We start from the raw sequence: 17,472 nt of genomic DNA, 5'->3' as shown, positions 1-17,472 counted from the left end.
AGGTCCCTCCGGGGACCTGAGCGTCTGACACGTTCAGTCTGCCGTCAGCTCCAGCACCATGCCCGACGCCGGGTGCAGCACCGGCAGCGTCAGGCCGGCGCCGGCGAGGAGCGCGCCGGACACCCGGAAGCCCTCGGCGTCGCGGGCCCGCGCGATCCACGCGGGCTCCTGACCGTGCATCGCGGCCGGGCCGAACGCGTCCGGCACCCGCACCACGTAGTCGCGGTCCCGGTCGAGGCCCGGGAACGGCACCCGCGCCGTCTGCGGCCCGGCCGAGGTCGCCAGCCGCACCCACGCGAACAGCGCCCGCGCGCCGTCCTCGGCCACGGTGCCGTGCAGCAGCGTCTGCTCGTCGGCGAGGTCCGCGTGCACGCGCACTCCCCCGTGCAGCAGGTCCCGCCGCGACGTGACGAACGCGGCCCAGGACGTGAGCCGCTCCATCTCGTCCTCGGTGCAGCCCGTGATGTCCCACTCGATCCCCGGCGCGGCGAACGCCGCCGTCACCAGCCGGAAGGACAGGTCGGTGACCCGGTTCGTGGTGTGCGCCCGTGCCGCGCCCACGTGCGAGCCCAGCAGCTCCGGCGGCAGCAGCAGCTCGCTCCAGAGCTGGATCTGCTGGCGCTCCACGGGGTCGTTGCAGTCCGACGTCCACACCCGCTCGGTGCGGTCCAGGATGCCGAGGTCGATCCGCCCGCCGCCCGACGCGCAGCTCTCGATCTCCAGGCCCGGGTGCCGCAGGTGCAGCTCGTCGAGCAGGGCGTAGAGCGCCAGCGTCTGCCGCCGCACCCCCGGCCGGTCCCCGGCGGCGCCGCCGCGGACCACCGCCTCGTGCAGCTCCCGGTTGTGGTCCCACTTGATGTAGGCGATCTCGTAGCGCTCCACCAGCTTCGAGATCGACTCCAGCAGGTAGGCGTACGCGTCGGGGTGCGCGACGTCGAGCACGTACTGGTTGCGGAAGCTCGGACCCACGCCCGCCGACGGCGCCAGCAGCCACTCGGGGTGCAGGCGCGCCAGGTCGGAGTCGAGGTTGACCATCTCGGGCTCGAACCACAGCCCGAACTCCATCCCCGCCTCGCGCACCCGCGCCACGAACGGGTCGAGCCCGTCGGGCCAGACGTCCGCCTCGATCTGCCAGTCGCCGAGGCCCGCCGTGTCGTCCCGCCGGCCACGGAACCAGCCGTCGTCGAGCACGATCCGCTCCACGCCCACGCGGGCGGCGCGGTCCACGAGCTCGCCGAGGCGGCCCAGGTCGTGGTCGAAGTAGACGGCCTCCCACGTGTTGAGCACCAGGGGCTGCGGCGCCCGCCGCGGACGGCGCGCACGGGTGCGGCGGTGGAACCGGTCGGCGAGGCCGTCCAACCCGGCGTCCGACCACGCGAACAGCACGTCGGGCGCCGCGTAGCTCTCGCCCGGGGCCAGCCGCACCTCGCCGGGGCGCAGCAGCTCGCCGCCGCCGAGCACGGCCGCGTGCGCGCCGGCACCCTCGGACAGGCGCTGCACGATCCAGCGCTGGTCGCCGCTCCACGCCACGTGGGCCGCCCAGACCTCGCCCGAGCGGTGGGCGAAGCCCGGCGTGCCGACGGCGACCAGGTACGGCGAGTCGAGCCCCGGCTTGCCCCGGCGCACCTCGCGCAGGTGCGTGCCGTCCACCAGCGGCAGCCGCTGCGGCTGCCGCTCCCGGCTCCAGCGCCCGCTGAAGTCGAGCACCTCCGTGGCGCGCGCCGGCAGCGGCAGCAGCGCCACGACGTGCGAGAGGTCGTAGACGTCGGCGCCGTCCGGCCCCGCGGTCACGGTCCACCGCACCCGCAGCACGCCCGTGGCCTCCAGCTCCACCTCGGCCGCGAGCACGAGGTCCGCGACGGGCTCGCGCACGTCCAGGCGCACCGTGCCGCCGACGCCGTCGGCCGGGACCTCCACGCGCGCCCCCACCAGCTCCGGGCGCGGCGTCGTCGCCGTCCCGGCGCGGTGGCCCTCCAGGCCCGGGAGGCCGGACCAGGTGTCCCGCTCGACGGGCAGCAGCGTGAGCGCGCGCGGCGCCTCCGGGGAGTTGGCGACCCGCGCCGTCACCGCGGACTCGCGCAGCGCGGCGACGCCGTCGGGGCCGACGTCGCCGAGGTCCTCACCCCAGTGGAGCACCCGGGGCATCTCGCCCGCGAGATCGAGCACGAGCGACACCCCGGCAGCGCGCAGCACCGCGTATTCATCACCAGCAGACATCTTCACCACCCCGAATAGACTTTCTTGACAGCGGAAACTTAGTCGCCCTACGCTCTCGGCAGCAAGCGAGGTGCCTACCTCCTGCACTTCGACGACGAGGGATGAGGCCGATGGCGATCTCCACCACGACCCCGGCGAGCGGGCGAACCGCGGCCGGACGCGAACGCAAGAACGGGCCGGTGCGCCGCTCCGGTTCGCCCGCCCACCGCGGGGACGCGCGGCTGGCCTGGGTCCTCATCGCCCCGGCCGTCATCGGCTTCCTGGCCTTCGCGGCCTACCCGACGCTGCGCGGGATCTACCTGAGCTTCACCGACTTCCGGGTGCTCACCCCGCCGGAGTGGACCGGCCTGGACAACCTGAAGCGGCTCGTGGCCGACGAAGTGTTCTGGCACTCGCTCGGCGTGACGGCGTACTTCGTGCTCCTGTCGGTCGTGATCGGCATGACGCTCTCGGTCACGACGGCCGTGGTGCTGCACCGGCTCACGGCCTCCACCATGCTGCGCGGCGTCATCATCCTGCCGTTCCTCATCTCCGGCGTCGTCGCCGCGACCACGTGGTCCTGGATGCTCGACGCGCAGCTCGGCATCGTGAACATCGCCATCCGCCAGCTCGGGTTCGACCCGGTCTTCTTCCTGGGCTCCAGCAAGTGGGCCATCCCCACCATCGCGCTGATCAGCGTCTGGAAGGGCATGGGCTACAACGCGATCATCGTGTTCGCCGGCCTGCAGACCATCCCGCCGACCGTCTACGAGGCGGGGCGGATCGACGGCGCGAACGAGATGCAGATGTTCCGCCGCCTCACGCTGCCCCTGCTGCGGCCCGTGCTGGCGATGGTGCTGGTGCTGACCGTGATCGGCTCGTTCCAGGTCTTCGACCTCGTGGCCGTGACCACCCAGGGCGGCCCGGCGCGCGCGTCCAACGTGCTGCAGCTCTACATCTACGACAAGGCGTTCGGCCAGTTCGAGTTCGGCTACGCCGCCACGATGTCGCTCGCGCTGTTCGCGATGCTCATCGCCATCACCTTCCTGCAGATGCGCCTGCTGCGCGCCGACGAGTCCGACACCGACTGACCCGTCGCCCGTCCGCGCCGCCCCGAACCAGTGAGGAACCCACGCATGTCCGCATCCGCATCCGCTGCACCGGCCACCGCCGTCCGGCCCGCCGCCCGTCCCACGAACCGTGCCGGCACCCGCCCGGCGCCGTCCCGCCGCCGCCCCAGCCTGGGGCGCGCCGTCGCCTGGACCTACCTCGGCGGCGTCGTGCTGGTGACGCTCTTCCCGTTCTACTGGATCCTGCGCACGTCGTTCTCGAACAACTACGCGCTGATCACCCACCCGTCGTCGCTGCTGCCGGTCGACTTCACGTTCGGCGCGTTCCGCCGGGTGCTCGGCATCGCGACGTCGGCGGAGTCGCTCGCGGAGGGCGGCTCGGGCGCCAGCATCAACATCCTGCACTTCGCGCTGAACTCGCTGATCTTCGCGACCCTGTCGACCGGCCTGGTCGTGTTCTTCTCGCTGATCGCGGCCTACGCGTTCGCTCGCCTGGAGTGGCCCGGGCGCGACCTGGTGTTCTCGATCTTGCTCACGGCGCTCATGGTGCCCGGCATCCTGACGCTCCTGCCGAACTTCGTGCTGATCAAGGACCTGGGCCTGCTCAACACGTTCGGCGGGCTGATCCTGCCCGGGGCGCTGTTCTCGGCGTTCAACATCTTCTTCCTGCGCCAGTTCATGCTCGGCCTGAGCCGCGAGATCGAGGAGGCCGCGCTGATCGACGGCGCGAGCCGGCTGCGCGTGCTGTTCCAGATCACGCTGCCGATGACGTCGGGGCCCGTGACCACGCTGTCCATCCTGGGCTTCATCGGCGCCTGGAACGACTACTTCTGGCCGCTCCTCGTCACCAGCGACGACAGCGTGCGCCCGCTCACGCTCGCCCTGGCCGTGTTCAAGCAGTCGTCGCCGCAGGCCGCGCCGGACTGGGCGGGCCTGATGGCCGCCACGCTCGTCGCGGCGCTGCCCATGCTGGTGCTGTTCCTCGCGTTCGGCCGCCGGATCGTGGACTCCATCGGCTTCTCGGGGCTCAAGTGAGTGCCGCACCGCGCCCGGTCCGCCTGCGCTGGACCGCGCCCGCCGCCCGCTGGGGCGAGGCGACGCCCGTGGGCAACGGAGAGATCGGCGGCATGGTGCTCGGCGACGCCCGCGGCCGCATCGGCCTCAACGACGCGTCGCTGTGGTCGGGCACGCCCGACGGTCCGCGGCGCGCGCTCGACGCCGTCGTCGCGGGCGGCGCGGGTCCCGAGCGCCTCGCCCAGGTGCGGGACGCCGTCGCCCGGCACGACGACGACGAGACCGAGCGCCTGCTGCGCACCTTCGAGGGCCCGTGGAGCCAGGAGTTCCTGCCCCTCGGCGACCTCCACCTGGACCTCGGCCGGATCGATGCGGCGGGGTACGAGCGAGTGCTCGACCTCTCGTCCGCGGTGGTCGACGAGACCTTCCTGCTGGACGGCGTGCCCGTGCGCCGCAGCACCTGGGTCTCCGCGGCCGACGGCGCGCTCCTGGTCGAGCTCGTGGCCGACGCCCCCGTCTCCGCGGTGGTGCGGCTCCGGTCGCCGCTGCGGGTCGCGGGCTCGGACGCCGGGGTGTCCGACGGCGGTCTCGCACACCTGTCCCTGCTGGTGGAGACACCGGTCGACGGCGCGCCGTCGCACGAGCCCGACGCCGTCGCGCACGTCTGGCGGGAGGACGGGCCGGGATCCGGGTTCGACCCGGCCGCCGCCGTGGCCGTGGCCGTGCACTCCGACGGTGCGGCGACCGTCGTGCCGGCCGAGGACGCCGGGGCGCACAAGGTCGTGATCACCGGGGCGCACCGCGTCCTGCTCGCCGTCACGAGCGAGACCAACGCGCGCCGCTGGTGGCGGCACGAGCCGCAGGCGCCGCGCGCCGAGCTCGTCGCGCACGCCGTCCGGCGCGCGCGGGAGGTCGCGACGTCCGACGCCGGGGCGCTGCGCGCGCGACACGAGGCCGCCGCGCGCGAGCTGCTGGGCCGGTCCGGGCTGGAGCTCGACGCGCCCGACGACGGGCCTGTCGACGTCGCCGCCCTGCTGGCCGACGCGGACGACCAGGCCCTGGCGCGCGTGATCTACGCGTACGGCCGTTACCTGCTCGTCTCGTCGTCGCAGCCCGGCTCGCCGCCGGCCAACCTGCAGGGCATCTGGAACGCGTCGATGCGGCCGCCGTGGTCGTCCAACTACACGATCAACATCAACACCCAGATGAACTACTGGCTCGCCGAGCGCACCGGCCTGGGCGAGCTGCACGAGCCGCTGCTGGACCTGATCGAGCGGGTCGCCGGCGAGGGCCGTGCCGTGGCCGGCGCGCTCTACGGCGCCCGCGGCTGGGTGGCGCACCACAACACGGACCCGTGGGGGTACGCGCTGCCCGTCGGCGCGGGACACAGCCCCACGTCGTGGGCGTTCTGGCCGATGGGCGGCCTGTGGCTCGCGGACCACCTGTGGCAGCGCTGGGAGTACGGCCGCGACCGCGACGAGCTCGCGGGGCGGGTGCTGCCGCTGCTGCTGGGCGCGAGCGCCTTCGCGCTCGACTGGCTGGTGACCGGGGCGGACGGCACGCTCGGCACCTCGCCGTCGACGTCGCCCGAGAACTTCTTCCTCCGTGCCGACGGCACGTCCGGCGCCGTCGGCGCGTCGTCCGCGATGGACCTCAGCCTGATCCGGGCGACGCTCGAACGCACACTCGCGGCCGCGGAGGCCGTGGGCGGGGCGGACGCAGCACTGCTCGACGAGATCCGCGCCGCGCTGCCCCGCATCGCGCCGCTGCGCGTGGCGGACGACGGCACCCTGTACGAGTGGGGCGACGACTCTGGCTCGCTCGAACCGCACCACCGCCACCTCTCGCACCTGATCGGGCTGCACCCGCTGCACGCCATCGACGTGGAGCGCACCCCGGAGCTGGCCGACGCCGCCCGCCGGACCCTCGACGCCCGCGGGCCGGGGGCCATGGGCTGGTCCTGGTCGTGGAAGATCGCGATGCGGGCCCGCCTGGGCGACGGCGACGTCGCGCGCGACCTGCTGCGCGAGGCGACCACCCCCTACCCGGGGGACCCCGACCTCGACGCCCCGCCGGACGGCTCGGAGTGGGGCGGCCTGCTGCCGAATCTGTTCTCGACGCACCCGCCGTTCCAGATCGACGGCAACTTCGGCCTCGCCGCGGCGATCGCCGAGATGCTGGTCGGCACCGGCGAGGGCACGTCCGAAAGCCCGGTCCGCCTGCTGCCCGCCCTGCCGGCGGCGTGGCCCGACGGCCGGATCACCGGCGTGCGCACCCGCGGGGGCGTCGCGGTGGACCTCGACTGGCGGGGCGGCCGCCCGGTCGCGCTGCGCCTGCACGACGTCGTCGGGGCGGGTCCGCGCGACGTCGTCGTGAGCTTCGCGGGGCAGACCCGGACGGTGCCCGTGGGCTCGGCCGTCGACGGCGGCGACCTGTTCGGGGAGGCGTCATGACGACGTCCGCCCTGACAGCGGACCTGCCCGCGTCCGTCGCGACCTCGGACCCCCGCGAGCCCGCCCTGCGCGCCTACCGCTCGACGCAGGAGCTGCCGGACGACTTCGCCGCGTTCTGGCGCGACACCCTCGCGCAGGCCCGGCGGTACGACGCGCCGCCGTCCGCCGTCCCCGTGGAGACCCCGCTCGGCGCGATCGACGTGCTGGACGTGACCTTTCCCGGGTTCGGCGGCGACCCGGTGCGCGGGTGGCTGCGCCTCCCGCGGCACCGCGACGGACTGCTGCCCGCCGTCGTGCACTTCACCGGGTACGGCGCGGGGCGCGGGCACGCGATCGACGACCTGACCTGGGCCGCGGCGGGCTACGCCCACCTGGTCATGGACACCCGCGGCCAGGGCGACGGCTCGACACCGGACGGCCCGTGGGGCGACAGCACGGGCTACATCACGCGCGGCCTCGCGGATCCGGCCGGCTACTACTACCGGCGCGTCCTCACGGACGCGGCCCGCGCCGTGGACGCCGTCCGGCTGCTGCCGGGCGTCGACCCCGGCCGCGTGGTGGTGCTCGGCAACAGCCAGGGCGCCGGGATCGCGCTGGCCGCCGGGTACCTCGCCGACGACGTGGCGGGGGTGCTCGCCCAGGCGCCGTTCCTCGCGGACCTCCCGGGCGCGCTCACGCTGAGCGCGCAGGGGCCCTACCGGGAGCTCGCCGACCTGCTGGCCCGGGACCGGGCGCGCCGCGAGCGCGCCCTGGCCACGCTCCGCTACGTGGACGTGGTCAACTTCGCGCGCCTCGCGCGCACGCCCGCCTGGTTCTCCTGCGGGCTCGACGACGACATCACTCCCCCCGAAACCGTGTTCGCCGCGCACAACGAGTACGCGGCGCAGCACGACATCACCGTCTGGCCGGCCAACGGCCATGACGCCGGCGGCAGCCTCGACCGGCTGGGCGCGCTCGACGTGCTCGGCCGCCTGCTCGGGACGGCCGCCGGCCCTGTCAACCCGAACCGAACCCACCCGGTCCTTTGATCGAAGAGGAATCATGAAACCGAAGCACATGCTGAGCATCGTCGCTGCAGCCGCTGTCACCGTCTCGCTGGCCGCCTGCGCGGGCGGCTCGGCCGGCGGAGCGGCCGAGGAGGGCGCCCACGCGGGCACCGTCAACTGGTGGACCTGGGACGAGAAGCAGGCGGAGTCGTACAAGACCTGCCTGCCCGCGTTCCAGGAGAAGTACCCCGACATCACGGTCAACATCACCCAGTACGCGGTGGACGACTACTTCACCAAGCTGACGGCGGGCTTCGTCGCGGGCAACGCCCCCGACACGTTCCAGAACAGCGTGGAGTTCCTCGACTCGTACGCGAAGCAGGGCCAGCTCGAGCCGCTCGACGACTACATCGCCGCGTCGGACTACGACCTGGGCGTGTTCAACGTGGGCGTCCCCGCCTTCACGTACACGGACGACAAGCAGTACGCCCTGCCGCTCGACTGGGCCGGGTCGGCGTTCTACTACAACAAGGACATGCTCAAGGACGCGGGCCTCACGGAGGACGACGTACAGAACATGACCTGGAACCCCGAGGACGGCGGCACCTTCGACAAGGTGGTCGCGCACCTCACGGTCGACGAGAACGGCAAGCGCGGCGACGAGAAGGGCTTCGACAAGGACAAGGTCGCGGTCTACGGCATCGGGGCGCTCGGCACGGCCGACTACCTGGGGCAGACCACCTGGTACCAGTTCGCCGCCGCGTCCGACTGGACGATGCGCGAGCCGGCCGCCTGGCCGACGTCCTTCGCCTTCGACGACCCGGCGTTCACCGACACCATGGACTACCTGCGTGGCCTGTCCGACCGGGGCCTCGCCCCGGAGTTCGGCCAGTTCACCGTCGGCGACACCGAGCAGCTCGGCTCGGGCTCGGTCGCGATGATCTCCGGCGGCTCGTGGTCGGCGACGACGTTCGCCAAGCTGCCCGACATGTCGGTCGGCATCGCGCCCAACGTGCTCGGCCCGGACGGCGAGACCCGCGTGGTGATGAGCAACTCCAACGGCAACATGCTCTGGTCGGGCAGCAAGGTCAAGCAGGCGGCCTGGGACTGGATGTCGTTCATGGGCACGGCCGAGTGCCAGGAGAGCGCCGCGCTGACGTCGGGCTCGTTCTTCCCGTCCATCCCGTCGGCCATGGACGCGCTCGCCGCCGACCAGCTCGACAAGGGCATCGACCTGAGCGTCTTCGTGGACTACGCGAAGAACGAGGAGCTCGAGCCGTCGCTGGCCTACACCAACGGCGCCGAGCTCAAGTCGGAGCTGCAGCCGCTGTTCGAGGCGTACTACAGCCACCAGCGTGACGACGACGTCTGGCAGGAGGCCGCGGACAAGGCCCACGAGATCCTTTCCAAGTAGTGCCGGCCGGCCTGGGTGCGGCGCCTCGCGCGCCGCGCCCAGGCTCGTGCCGCACCCAGGCCGAGGACGAGGTTTCCCATGAGTGCCACGCCGCCCCCGACGCCGCCGCGCCGCCCCAAGCTGCGCACGACGACGTCGGCGGAGATCTTCACGCGCATCATCACGCACGGCCCGGTGAGCAGGATCGAGATCGGCCGGCTGACCGGCCTGTCGCAGGCGAAGGTGACCAAGACGGTCAGCCCGCTGATCCGCGACGGGTTCGTGACGGTCGGCGAGCACGCCGAGAGCTCGTCGCCTGGCCGCCCCGTCTACCCGCTGAGCGTGGTGCCCCGCTCCATGCTGGCCATCGGCGTCAAGGTCAACGCCGACGAGATCGTGGCCGTCGCGGTGAGCATCGGCAACGAGGTGCTCACCTCCACCCGGCGCGCGCTCGACCGGCACGACCCCGAAACGGTGGTGCGCGAGATCGTCCGCTGCGCACGCCGGCTGATCGACAAGCTCGGCGACAGCGCCGACCGGCTCGTCGGCCTCGGCGTCTCGGTGTCGGGCGACATCGACACCGGCTCCGGCGTCGTCCGCCACTCCCCCCTGCTGGGGTGGGCCAACGTGCCCCTGGGCGAGCAGGTCGCCCGGCAGATCGACCTGCCCGTGATCGTCGACAACGACGTGCGCGCGCTCGCCCGGTCCGAGCAGTGGTTCGGGCTCGGCGTGGAGGCGGAGAGCTTCGCCATCGTCACGATCGGTGCTGGCATCGGCTGCGGCATCTACGTCAACGGCGACGTCGTGGTCGGGGCGCACGGCGTCGTCGGCGAGATCGGCCACCTGCCCCTGGCCTCCCCCGACGCCGTGTGCGTGTGCAGCCGCCGGGGCTGCGTCGAGGCGGTGGCCTCCTCGGGCGCCATCCGCGACGCCGTGCGGGCGGGCCACGGCGACGCCACGCTCACGCTCGCGGACGCCGTGGACCTCGCGCACGCGGGCGACCGCACCGCCGTCGACGCGTTCGACCGCGCGGGCACCGCCATCGGCGCGGCCCTCGCGGTCACCGCCAACCTGGTGGACCCGGAGGTGGTGGTCATCGCGGGCGAGGGCGTCATGGAGTACGACCTGTACGAGCGGCGGATCCGCGAGGAGTTCGCGGCGCACGCGTTCGGCGCGGCGGCGAACTGCCGCCTGGCGGTACGGCGGCACACGTTCATCGACTGGGCGTGCGGGGCGGCGGTCGCGGCGTTCCGGGACGCGCTGCTGCCCACTGCTGCCTAGGCGGGTGCGTGCCCTCGGGCGCCGCTACTCGGGGAAGACGCAGAACTCGTTGCCCTCGGGATCGGCCAGGACCACCCAGTCCTCGTGCCGGCCCACCTCGGACGCGCCCGCCGCGACCAGGCGCGCCACCTCGCCGTCCCGGTCGGGAGCGCGGACGTCGAGGTGCACGCGGTTCTTGACCGTCTTGGGCTCGGGAACGGCGTTGAAGAACAGGCGCGGCGCCCCGGCTGGCCCCTCGACCAGCACGGACGGGTCGTCCTCCGGGTCGTGGACGCCGAGGGTGCGGAGGCGCGCGAGCTCCTCGTCGTCGTAGGGGGCCACCTCGTAGCCGTCGAGGACGAGGGCCCAGAACCGGGCCAGGGATGCGGGGTGGCGGCAGTCGAACACCACGTCGTGAAGTCTCGCCATGTGCCCACCGTCAGGGTCCTGGCCCGCCGTGTCCAGGAGATTCGGCCAGACAGCAGTTCCTGCACCCGCGACGAGCGTCTGGCGCGATCGACGAGGCGGGCGGGCAGATCCTGGTCGCTGACGTTGGATTTCCGGGCTTGTCCACAGGGTTGAGCAGCCGATTTCTGCTGTCGGCAGATCGGGTCGGTTCGGTGAGCGGTGCGAACGGGCGTGCCATAAGTTGATGGCATGACGCGAACGGGTGAGGTGTTGACGGCGGCGGGCGGACAGCCTGCTCGCTCGGCGCTGCCCGATGGTGCTGGGGCGTCCGGTGCGTCCGCGTCTGGCGGAGTCGTCGATGTGGCGGCTGTGCGGGCGGTGCGGGAGTTGCTGGCGGGCATGATCCTTCCCGGTGCCACTGACATCGGATCTGGTGCTCTTGCCTCGAGTGCCGCCCAAGCCGAGTGGGTGGACCTGCTCGGCGAGTTGGAGGCCGTCAAGAACGCGATCACCGCGACCCAGGCCCGGCTCGCGGTCGCACTGGACGAGGCCACCCGTGCCGACGAAGCCGCGCAGAGCATCCGGGCCGAGCGGCGTGGGCGCGGTGTGCCCAACCAGGTCGGTGCCGCACTACGGACCAGCCCGCACGCAGGGGCCGGGTTCGTGAGCACGTCGCGGGTCTGGGTCACGCAGATGCCCCACACCTTCGCAGCCCTGCAGGCCGGCGTGCTCTCGCCGTGGCGGGCCACGCTCCTGGTGCGGGAGACGTCCCACCTGTCCCTGGAGCACCGTGCGCTGATCGACGAGGAGATCTGCGGCCCCGCCCACCTGGCCGAACTGGCCCGGATGGGTACCCGCCGACTCGTGGCCCGCATCAAGGAACTCGCCGCCCGGCTGGACGTGCACGCGTGCGTGAAGCGGAACGCGAAGGCCGTCTCGGAGCGGCGGGTCTCCGTGCGTCCGGCACCCGACCTGATGGTCTACCTGACCGCCCTGGTCCCCATGGCACAGGGCGTCCAGGCCTACACGCAGCTCAAGACCCACGCCGAGGCCACGAAGGCGGGCGGGGACGAGCGCGGGACCGGGCAGATCATGGCCGACACCCTGGTTGAGCGCCTCACCGGTCGCGAGCCCGGCCGTGCCGAGGACGTGCCGGTCACGATCAACCTCCTCGTCTCCGACGAGACCCTCCTGGCTGGCGGCAACCAGCCCGGAGTCATCACCGAGGGTGCCCCGTCCGGTGCGGGCGTCATCCCGGCTCCCGTGGCCCGAAACCTGGCGGCGCACGCGATCGATACCGACACGTCGTGGCTGCGGAGCATCTACGTCAACCCGCACGGCCGACTGCTGGCCACGACGTCGACATCCCGGTTCCACCCCCAGGGGTTGGCGGCGTTGCTGCGAGCGCGTGAGCAGGGCATCTGCGCCACCACCTGGTGCGACGCCCCCATCCGACACACTGACCACGTCATCCCGCACTCGGAGGGTGGCTCGACCAGCCTCGACAACGGTCAAGGCCTGTGCGCCCGCTGCAATCACGCGAAGCAATCACCGGGCTGGCAGCAGAAGACGGCACAGGTCGGAGGGCGGCATGCGGTCGAGACCATCACCCCGACGGGGCACACCTACGTCTCGGTCGCGCCGACACCTCCGACACCGGCGTGGACTCCGGCCGTTGGCATGACCGGCCCCGCACCCGGCCGCACCCCGCGCAGCCGCTACTCGATCGGCTGCTACACCACCCCCGCCCACGGCGCGATCGCCTACCGACCGAGCCCACCATCCCGTCAACCACGCCCGGCCCACGGACCACCTGGTCGAGCCCGCGCCCATTCACCTCGATTCGACCTCTCCTGGACCCACTAGGACGGGCGGGGTGACCGCGCGGGCGAAACACGCCGAGACCGCGACCAGCACCATGACCAGCAGGATCGCGAGTCGCAGGGTCAGGTGCTCGCCGACGAATCCGAGCAGGGGCGGCCCCACCAGGAACGCGGTGTAGCCCGCGGTGGCGACGGCGCTGACGCGGCGCGCGGCGTTCAGCGGATCGTCGCCGGCCGCCGAGAGCGCCACCGGGAAGCCGAGCGAGGCGCCGATCCCCCAGAGCAGCACGCCCACCGCACCCAGCACCGCCGTCGGCGCGAACGCCACCAGGCCGATTCCGACGATCGCGAGCCCGGCGCTGACCACCATCACGGGCGCCCGGCCGAACCGGTCGAGGAAGAAGCCGCCGCTGAACCGCCCGATCGCCATGGACAGGCCGAAGAACGCGTAGACCAGCGACGCCGTGGCGGCGGACAGGTCGAAGCCGTCGACCATGATCAGCGGCAGCCAGTCGTTCGCCGACCCCTCGGCCAGCGCCATGCCCAGCACGATTACGCCGATCGCGAGGGTGCGCCGCTCCCGCCACACCGCGAGGAAGGCGCCGACGGTCTCGCCGAGCGGCCGACGGCGCTGCCCCGCGGCGGCGTCCTCGCGGCCGACGGCGGGCGCGAGGTTGGCCACCAGCGCCGCCGAGGCCACCGCCGTCAGCGCGGACACCGCCACCAGGTGCGTGAGCACCGGAAGGCCCGCGGCGCTCGCGCCCAGGCCGACGAGCCCGCCCACGCAGACGCCGAGGCTGTAGCTGCCGTGCAGGCTCGGCACGACGGTGCGCCGCAGCGCCCGCTCGACGTCGACCCCCTCGACGTTCTGGCCGATCTCGCCCGAGCCCATGCCGTACCCGAACGACGCGAGGCCCACGGCCACGAGCCAGCCCTGCGCGGTCGCGGTGCCGAGCGCCACCACCGCGACGCCGGTCACGATCGCGGCCATGCCCCACAGCACGACGAACCGGGCGCCGCGCCGGGCCACCAGCGTGCCGGCCACGGCGATGCCCACCATGGAGCCCGCGGACAGCCCCGCGATGATGAGCCCCATCTCGGCCGTGGTCGAGCCGGTCGCGTCGCGGATGGCGGGCGTGCGGGAGACCCAGGTCGCCATGGACACGCCGGTCATGAAGAAGGACACGAACAGCGCGGCCCGCCGGCGCTGGGCCGACGGCGTCAGGTGCGCGCTCACAGCACCCGGGCCAGCGCGTCGAGCGCCGCCAGCGGGTCGGGCCCGGCGGGGATGAACACGCTGGAGGTCACGCCGGCGCGCCCGAGCTCGTCGATCCGCGCCCGTACCTGGGCGGGCGTGCCCGCCAGCGCGAGGCCGGCAACCCACTCGTCGGGCAGGCGCTCGACGAACTCCGCGCGCGAGGCGGACGACGCGCGCAGGGCCGCGAACTCCTCGGCGAACGGAAGCGGTGCCACGCGCGGCGCCCAGTCGGGCTCGCCGATCCACTCCAGGCCGGGGCGGGCGGTCCGCAGGGCGGCGGCCTCGTCGTCGTCGACGGCGCCGATGTTGTACGCGACCAGCCGGTGCTCGCCCCGCGGGGCGACCGCGTCCAGCGCCGCTGCCGCGTACTGCGGTGCGACGGGCTCCGCGAGCACGGTGCCGTCGGCGACCCTGCCGGACGCCGCCAGCGACCGCGGGCCACGCACGCCGAGCAGCAGGGGCGGCACGGCGTCGGGCACCGCCGAGGGGTCGAGCCGCAGGTCGCCGGCCACCGTCCCGCCGCCCAGCAGGGTCCGGAGCGTGGTCACGTACTCCGCGAGGAAGGTGAGGGGCCGCTCGGGCCAGGCGCCGGCCTGGCGCATCCAGCCCGGCATCCCGTGCCCGACGCCGACGTCGGTACGGCCGGGGTGGAGCTGCTCCAGCGTGGCGATCTCCATCGCCGCGAAGGCGGGGTTGCGCACCGCGGCCGGGAGGATCCCGATGCCGACGCGGATCCGCTCGGTCGCGCCCAGCACGGCGGCGGCCTGCACCAGCCCGCCGCGGAAGCCCAGGTCCTCCACGACCCAGAGCTCGTCGAAGCCGAGCCGCTCCGCTGCGCGCGCGTACGGGAGCACCTGGGCGGCGGGCAGATCGCGCGGGAGCACGACACCGATCTGGGGAGACGTCATGGCGCACGTTCTATCAGATCGATTCGAGGCATGCCGAACCGCCCACGCCGGACGGCGCCCGGCGCCGCCGCGCGGTCTCAGCCAGCCGGAGCCGGCAGCGCGACGTCGAGCCGGAAACCCTGCGGCACGTGCGCGGCGCGCACGTCCCCGCCGTGCGCCTCGACGATGCCGCGGACGATCGCCAGCCCGAGCCCTGCGCCCGGCGACCCGGCGGCCCCGGCGTCGGCCGTCCGGGCGGCACTGGCCCGCCAGCCGATCTCGAACATCCGCGTGAGGTCCTCACCGTCGACGCCGCCGCCCTGGTCGAGCACGGAGAGCACCAGCCGGTCGCCGGCCTGGTCGGCGGAGACCAGGATCTCGGACCCCTCCGGGGCGTGGCGGATGCTGTTGGTCAGCAGGTTCACCACCACCCGGGTCAGCTCGTGCGGGTCGGCGCGCACCGTCCGGCCGGCGACCCCCGCGTGCTCGACACGGATCTGCTTCGCGACGGCGAGCTGGTGCACGTCGGCCACGGCGTCGGACACGACGTCCAGCAGCGCGACGTCCTCCCGGCGGAGCCGCAGCGCGCCGCTCTGGATCTGCGACAGCTCGAACAGGTCGTCGACCAGCCGGTTCATCGTGGCGACCTGCACCCGGATGCGCCGCACGTAGTCGGCCGGGTCCGCGACGGCGCCGTCGTCCAGCGCCTCGGCCAGCGCGCTGACCCCGGTCAGCGGGGTGCGCAGGTCGTGCGAGATCCAGGCGAAGAACTGGCGGCGGGCGGCGTCGAGCTGCTCGATCTCGGCGCGGGCCGCGGCGAGCCGCTCCGAGGCCACGGCGAGCTGCGCGGAGAGGTCGGCGAGCTCCCGGCCCGCGTACGCCTCCGGGCCGACGACGGCGCCGCGGCCCACGCGTTCGACCGCCTCCCCCAGGTGGGCGAACGACCGGCTCACGGCGCGGGCCGTGAGCAGGGTCGCGGTGAGGCTCAGCACGGCGGACAGGCCGACCACCCACAGGAGCACCTGCAGGTCGTGCAGCGAGAGGTACATCAGGGCCGCGATCGCGAGGGTCGAGCAGACGATGGACGCGATCGCCGCGACGACCAGGACCACGAACGGGGCGGTGACCGAGCGCTGCCGGCGGCGGCGCAGCACCAGGAGCGCGAGCAGCGTGATCGCCGCCGTGCACACCGCGGCGGTGGCGAGGATGAGCAGCAGGTCGACCGGGGTGAGCATCATGCGGCGGCCCCGACGGTGAACCGGTAGCCGCGGCCCCACTCGGTGAGCAGGTAGCGCGGGTAGCGCGGCTCGGGCTCGATCTTCTCGCGGAGCCGCCGCACGTGGACGGTCACCGTGGACTCCTCGCCGAAGCTCCACCCCCACACCTCGCGCAGGAGGTCGTCCCGCGTCAGGGTGCGGTCCGGGTTCTGCAGCAAAAAGAGGAACAGCTCGTACTCCCGGGACGTGAGGGTCATCTCGACGTCGGCCGCCCAGATGCGGCGGTGCGCGGGGTCGACGCGGAACGGCCCCAGCGTGAACGGCGACGGCGCGACGTGCAGCCCGCGGCTGCGCCGCACCAGGGCGTCGATCCGGAGCTGGAGCTCCCGCAGCGCGAACGGCTTGACCACGTAGTCGTCGGCGCCGTGCTCCAGCCCGTCGATCCGCTGCTCGACGGCGTCCAGGGCGGTGAGCATGATGATCGGCGTGCGCGGCGCGGCCGCGCGCACCTCGCGGCACAGCTCGTCGCCGCTGACGCCCGGCAGCATCCGGTCCAGGACCAGCACGTCCGGCCGCGCCGTGCGGAGCGCGTCCCGGGCCACGAGCCCGTCGCTCAGCGCCGTGACCGCGTACCCGCGGCCGCCCAGGTAGTCGGCGACCACGGCCAGGACGGTCTCGTCGTCCTCGACGACCATGACCTCGACGCGCGCTCCCATGTCCGGCAGCGTAACCGCGAGCGCCCCGGTCGAGTTGTTACGCCTCTGCAAGACTCCCGCGTCCCGGAGCCCGCCCTGCCTAGGTTCGACGACGTCGGCGGCGCCCGCCGCCGACTGCTCCGACGAACCCGACAGAGAGGCACTTCTCATGCGCACGACAGCACTCGCCGGCGCGGCGGTCCTGACCGCCACCCTGATGCTCACGGCCTGCGGCACCTCCGGTGCCGGGTCGGACGACGCGATGTCCGACCAGACCATGTCGTCCCAGGAGCAGTCCGAGGACATGTCCGACGACATGACCGACGACGCGGCCGACGACATGGGCATGGCCGCCCGCACCGGAACCTTCGAGGGCCTCAACGACAAGGCCGTCGCGGGCACGGCCGAGGTGAGCGACACCGAGCTGGTCCTGTCGGACTACTCCTCCGACGAGGGCCCCGACCTGCACGTGTACCTCACGAACGGCACGGACGAGGCGGCGGTCGCCGCGGGCACCGAGATCGACGTGGTCGCGTTCGACGAGGCGTCCCAGACCTTCGCCCTGGACGGCGTGGAGGTGACGGACTACGACACCGTCGTCATCCACTGCGACAAGGCCAAGGCCCACCCCGTCCGCCCCGGTCAGCTCGTGCGTGTGCGCGTGGCCCCCCAGCCGCTCGTCCGCCTCGTACACGGTGACGTCGTCCGTCCCCCGCAGTGCCCTGCACGATCACGCGCGCCGGGGTGCGCTCCGCCGCGCACAGCGTGAGGCCGAACCCGTAGCGGGTCCCGTCGGTGCCGACGGCGCGCAG

At 73.5% G+C, this 17,472-nt stretch carries 14 protein-coding genes; 8 read left to right on the top strand and 6 right to left on the bottom strand.

From position 1 onward, the window contains the following. Positions 1 to 33 precede the first annotated feature (33 nt). Positions 34 to 2,217, bottom strand: a complete 2,184-nt coding sequence (locus tag ACFWEJ_RS16780) for an alpha-galactosidase (RefSeq protein ID WP_377230350.1) — start codon at positions 2,215 to 2,217, stop codon at positions 34 to 36. Positions 2,218 to 2,327: 110 nt separating this feature from the next. On the opposite strand from ACFWEJ_RS16780, the gene ACFWEJ_RS16775 reads away from it, so the two are divergent. The 6 genes from ACFWEJ_RS16775 (at position 2,328) to ACFWEJ_RS16750 (ending at position 10,393) form a co-directional block, all read left to right on the top strand. After that, the gene (locus ACFWEJ_RS16775) at positions 2,328 to 3,287 is read left to right on the top strand and encodes a carbohydrate ABC transporter permease (RefSeq protein WP_377230349.1); all 960 of its coding nucleotides are present in this window, start codon (positions 2,328 to 2,330) and stop codon (positions 3,285 to 3,287) included. Positions 3,288 to 3,332: 45 nt separating this feature from the next. After that, positions 3,333 to 4,301, top strand: coding sequence for a carbohydrate ABC transporter permease (locus tag ACFWEJ_RS16770; RefSeq protein WP_377230348.1), 969 nt, complete (start codon positions 3,333 to 3,335; stop codon positions 4,299 to 4,301). Further along, on the top strand, positions 4,298 to 6,733 hold the full coding sequence (locus ACFWEJ_RS16765) for a glycoside hydrolase N-terminal domain-containing protein (protein ID WP_377230347.1): 2,436 nt from the start codon (positions 4,298 to 4,300) through the stop codon (positions 6,731 to 6,733). Before ACFWEJ_RS16770 ends, ACFWEJ_RS16765 begins: the two co-directional genes overlap by 4 nt. After that, positions 6,730 to 7,761 (top strand): acetylxylan esterase, encoded by a 1,032-nt coding sequence (locus ACFWEJ_RS16760; RefSeq protein ID WP_377230346.1) that lies wholly within the window; start codon positions 6,730 to 6,732, stop codon positions 7,759 to 7,761. The genes ACFWEJ_RS16765 and ACFWEJ_RS16760 overlap by 4 nt, the downstream gene beginning before the upstream one ends. 13 nt (positions 7,762 to 7,774) lie before the next feature. Next, a complete protein-coding gene (locus tag ACFWEJ_RS16755) occupies positions 7,775 to 9,133 on the top strand; it encodes an ABC transporter substrate-binding protein (RefSeq protein WP_377230345.1) in 1,359 nt (452 codons plus the stop codon). A gap of 78 nt (positions 9,134 to 9,211) precedes the next feature. Beyond that, positions 9,212 to 10,393 carry an ROK family protein gene (locus ACFWEJ_RS16750; RefSeq protein ID WP_377230344.1) on the top strand — a complete coding sequence of 394 codons (1,182 nt, stop codon included), beginning with the start codon at positions 9,212 to 9,214 and terminating at the stop codon, positions 10,391 to 10,393. Positions 10,394 to 10,417: 24 nt separating this feature from the next. On the opposite strand, the gene ACFWEJ_RS16745 is transcribed toward ACFWEJ_RS16750, so the two are convergent. Next, positions 10,418 to 10,801, bottom strand: coding sequence for a VOC family protein (locus ACFWEJ_RS16745; RefSeq protein ID WP_377230343.1), 384 nt, complete (start codon positions 10,799 to 10,801; stop codon positions 10,418 to 10,420). Positions 10,802 to 11,179: 378 nt separating this feature from the next. On the opposite strand from ACFWEJ_RS16745, the gene ACFWEJ_RS16740 reads away from it, so the two are divergent. Then, on the top strand, positions 11,180 to 12,646 hold the full coding sequence (locus ACFWEJ_RS16740) for a DUF222 domain-containing protein (protein WP_377230342.1): 1,467 nt from the start codon (positions 11,180 to 11,182) through the stop codon (positions 12,644 to 12,646). Here ACFWEJ_RS16740 and ACFWEJ_RS16735 read toward each other — a convergent pair. The 4 genes from ACFWEJ_RS16735 to ACFWEJ_RS16720 form a co-directional block, all read right to left on the bottom strand. Continuing rightward, a complete protein-coding gene (locus tag ACFWEJ_RS16735) occupies positions 12,614 to 13,840 on the bottom strand; it encodes an MFS transporter (protein ID WP_377230341.1) in 1,227 nt (408 codons plus the stop codon). The genes ACFWEJ_RS16740 and ACFWEJ_RS16735 overlap by 33 nt on opposite strands. Further along, positions 13,837 to 14,769 (bottom strand): LLM class flavin-dependent oxidoreductase, encoded by a 933-nt coding sequence (locus tag ACFWEJ_RS16730; RefSeq protein WP_377230340.1) that lies wholly within the window; start codon positions 14,767 to 14,769, stop codon positions 13,837 to 13,839. The genes ACFWEJ_RS16735 and ACFWEJ_RS16730 overlap by 4 nt, the downstream gene beginning before the upstream one ends. A gap of 77 nt (positions 14,770 to 14,846) precedes the next feature. Next, a complete protein-coding gene (locus ACFWEJ_RS16725) occupies positions 14,847 to 15,986 on the bottom strand; it encodes a sensor histidine kinase (protein WP_377230339.1) in 1,140 nt (379 codons plus the stop codon). Beyond that, positions 15,983 to 16,681, bottom strand: a complete 699-nt coding sequence (locus ACFWEJ_RS16720) for a response regulator transcription factor (protein ID WP_377230338.1) — start codon at positions 16,679 to 16,681, stop codon at positions 15,983 to 15,985. Before ACFWEJ_RS16720 ends, ACFWEJ_RS16725 begins: the two co-directional genes overlap by 4 nt. Before the next feature lie 148 nt (positions 16,682 to 16,829). Between ACFWEJ_RS16720 and ACFWEJ_RS16715 the strand changes: the two genes are divergently transcribed. After that, a complete protein-coding gene (locus tag ACFWEJ_RS16715; protein WP_377230337.1) occupies positions 16,830 to 17,429 on the top strand; it encodes a DM13 domain-containing protein in 600 nt (199 codons plus the stop codon). Positions 17,430 to 17,472: the final 43 nt, after the last annotated feature.

This window comes from Promicromonospora sp. NPDC060204 (assembly GCF_042728455.1).
Classification (GTDB): Bacteria; Actinomycetota; Actinomycetes; order Actinomycetales; family Cellulomonadaceae; genus Promicromonospora.
Note: the sequence above shows the minus strand (reverse complement) of the source record. Positions and strands in the feature narration are given on the sequence as shown.

What these genes read in the sequence shown, in the direction of transcription:
- ACFWEJ_RS16755 (WP_377230345.1), top strand. Translation starts at nt 7,775, where the DNA reads ATGAAACCGAAGCACATGCTGAGCATCGTCGCTGCAGCCGCTGTCACC.
- ACFWEJ_RS16775 (WP_377230349.1), top strand. Translation starts at nt 2,328, where the DNA reads ATGGCGATCTCCACCACGACCCCGGCGAGCGGGCGAACCGCGGCCGGA.
- ACFWEJ_RS16760 (WP_377230346.1), top strand. Translation starts at nt 6,730, where the DNA reads ATGACGACGTCCGCCCTGACAGCGGACCTGCCCGCGTCCGTCGCGACC.
- ACFWEJ_RS16780 (WP_377230350.1), bottom strand. Translation starts at nt 2,217, where the DNA reads ATGTCTGCTGGTGATGAATACGCGGTGCTGCGCGCTGCCGGGGTGTCG.
- ACFWEJ_RS16725 (WP_377230339.1), bottom strand. Translation starts at nt 15,986, where the DNA reads ATGATGCTCACCCCGGTCGACCTGCTGCTCATCCTCGCCACCGCCGCG.
- ACFWEJ_RS16745 (WP_377230343.1), bottom strand. Translation starts at nt 10,801, where the DNA reads ATGGCGAGACTTCACGACGTGGTGTTCGACTGCCGCCACCCCGCATCC.
- ACFWEJ_RS16750 (WP_377230344.1), top strand. Translation starts at nt 9,212, where the DNA reads ATGAGTGCCACGCCGCCCCCGACGCCGCCGCGCCGCCCCAAGCTGCGC.
- ACFWEJ_RS16740 (WP_377230342.1), top strand. Translation starts at nt 11,180, where the DNA reads ATGATCCTTCCCGGTGCCACTGACATCGGATCTGGTGCTCTTGCCTCG.
- ACFWEJ_RS16770 (WP_377230348.1), top strand. Translation starts at nt 3,333, where the DNA reads ATGTCCGCATCCGCATCCGCTGCACCGGCCACCGCCGTCCGGCCCGCC.
- ACFWEJ_RS16730 (WP_377230340.1), bottom strand. Translation starts at nt 14,769, where the DNA reads ATGACGTCTCCCCAGATCGGTGTCGTGCTCCCGCGCGATCTGCCCGCC.
- ACFWEJ_RS16720 (WP_377230338.1), bottom strand. Translation starts at nt 16,681, where the DNA reads ATGGGAGCGCGCGTCGAGGTCATGGTCGTCGAGGACGACGAGACCGTC.
- ACFWEJ_RS16715 (WP_377230337.1), top strand. Translation starts at nt 16,830, where the DNA reads ATGCGCACGACAGCACTCGCCGGCGCGGCGGTCCTGACCGCCACCCTG.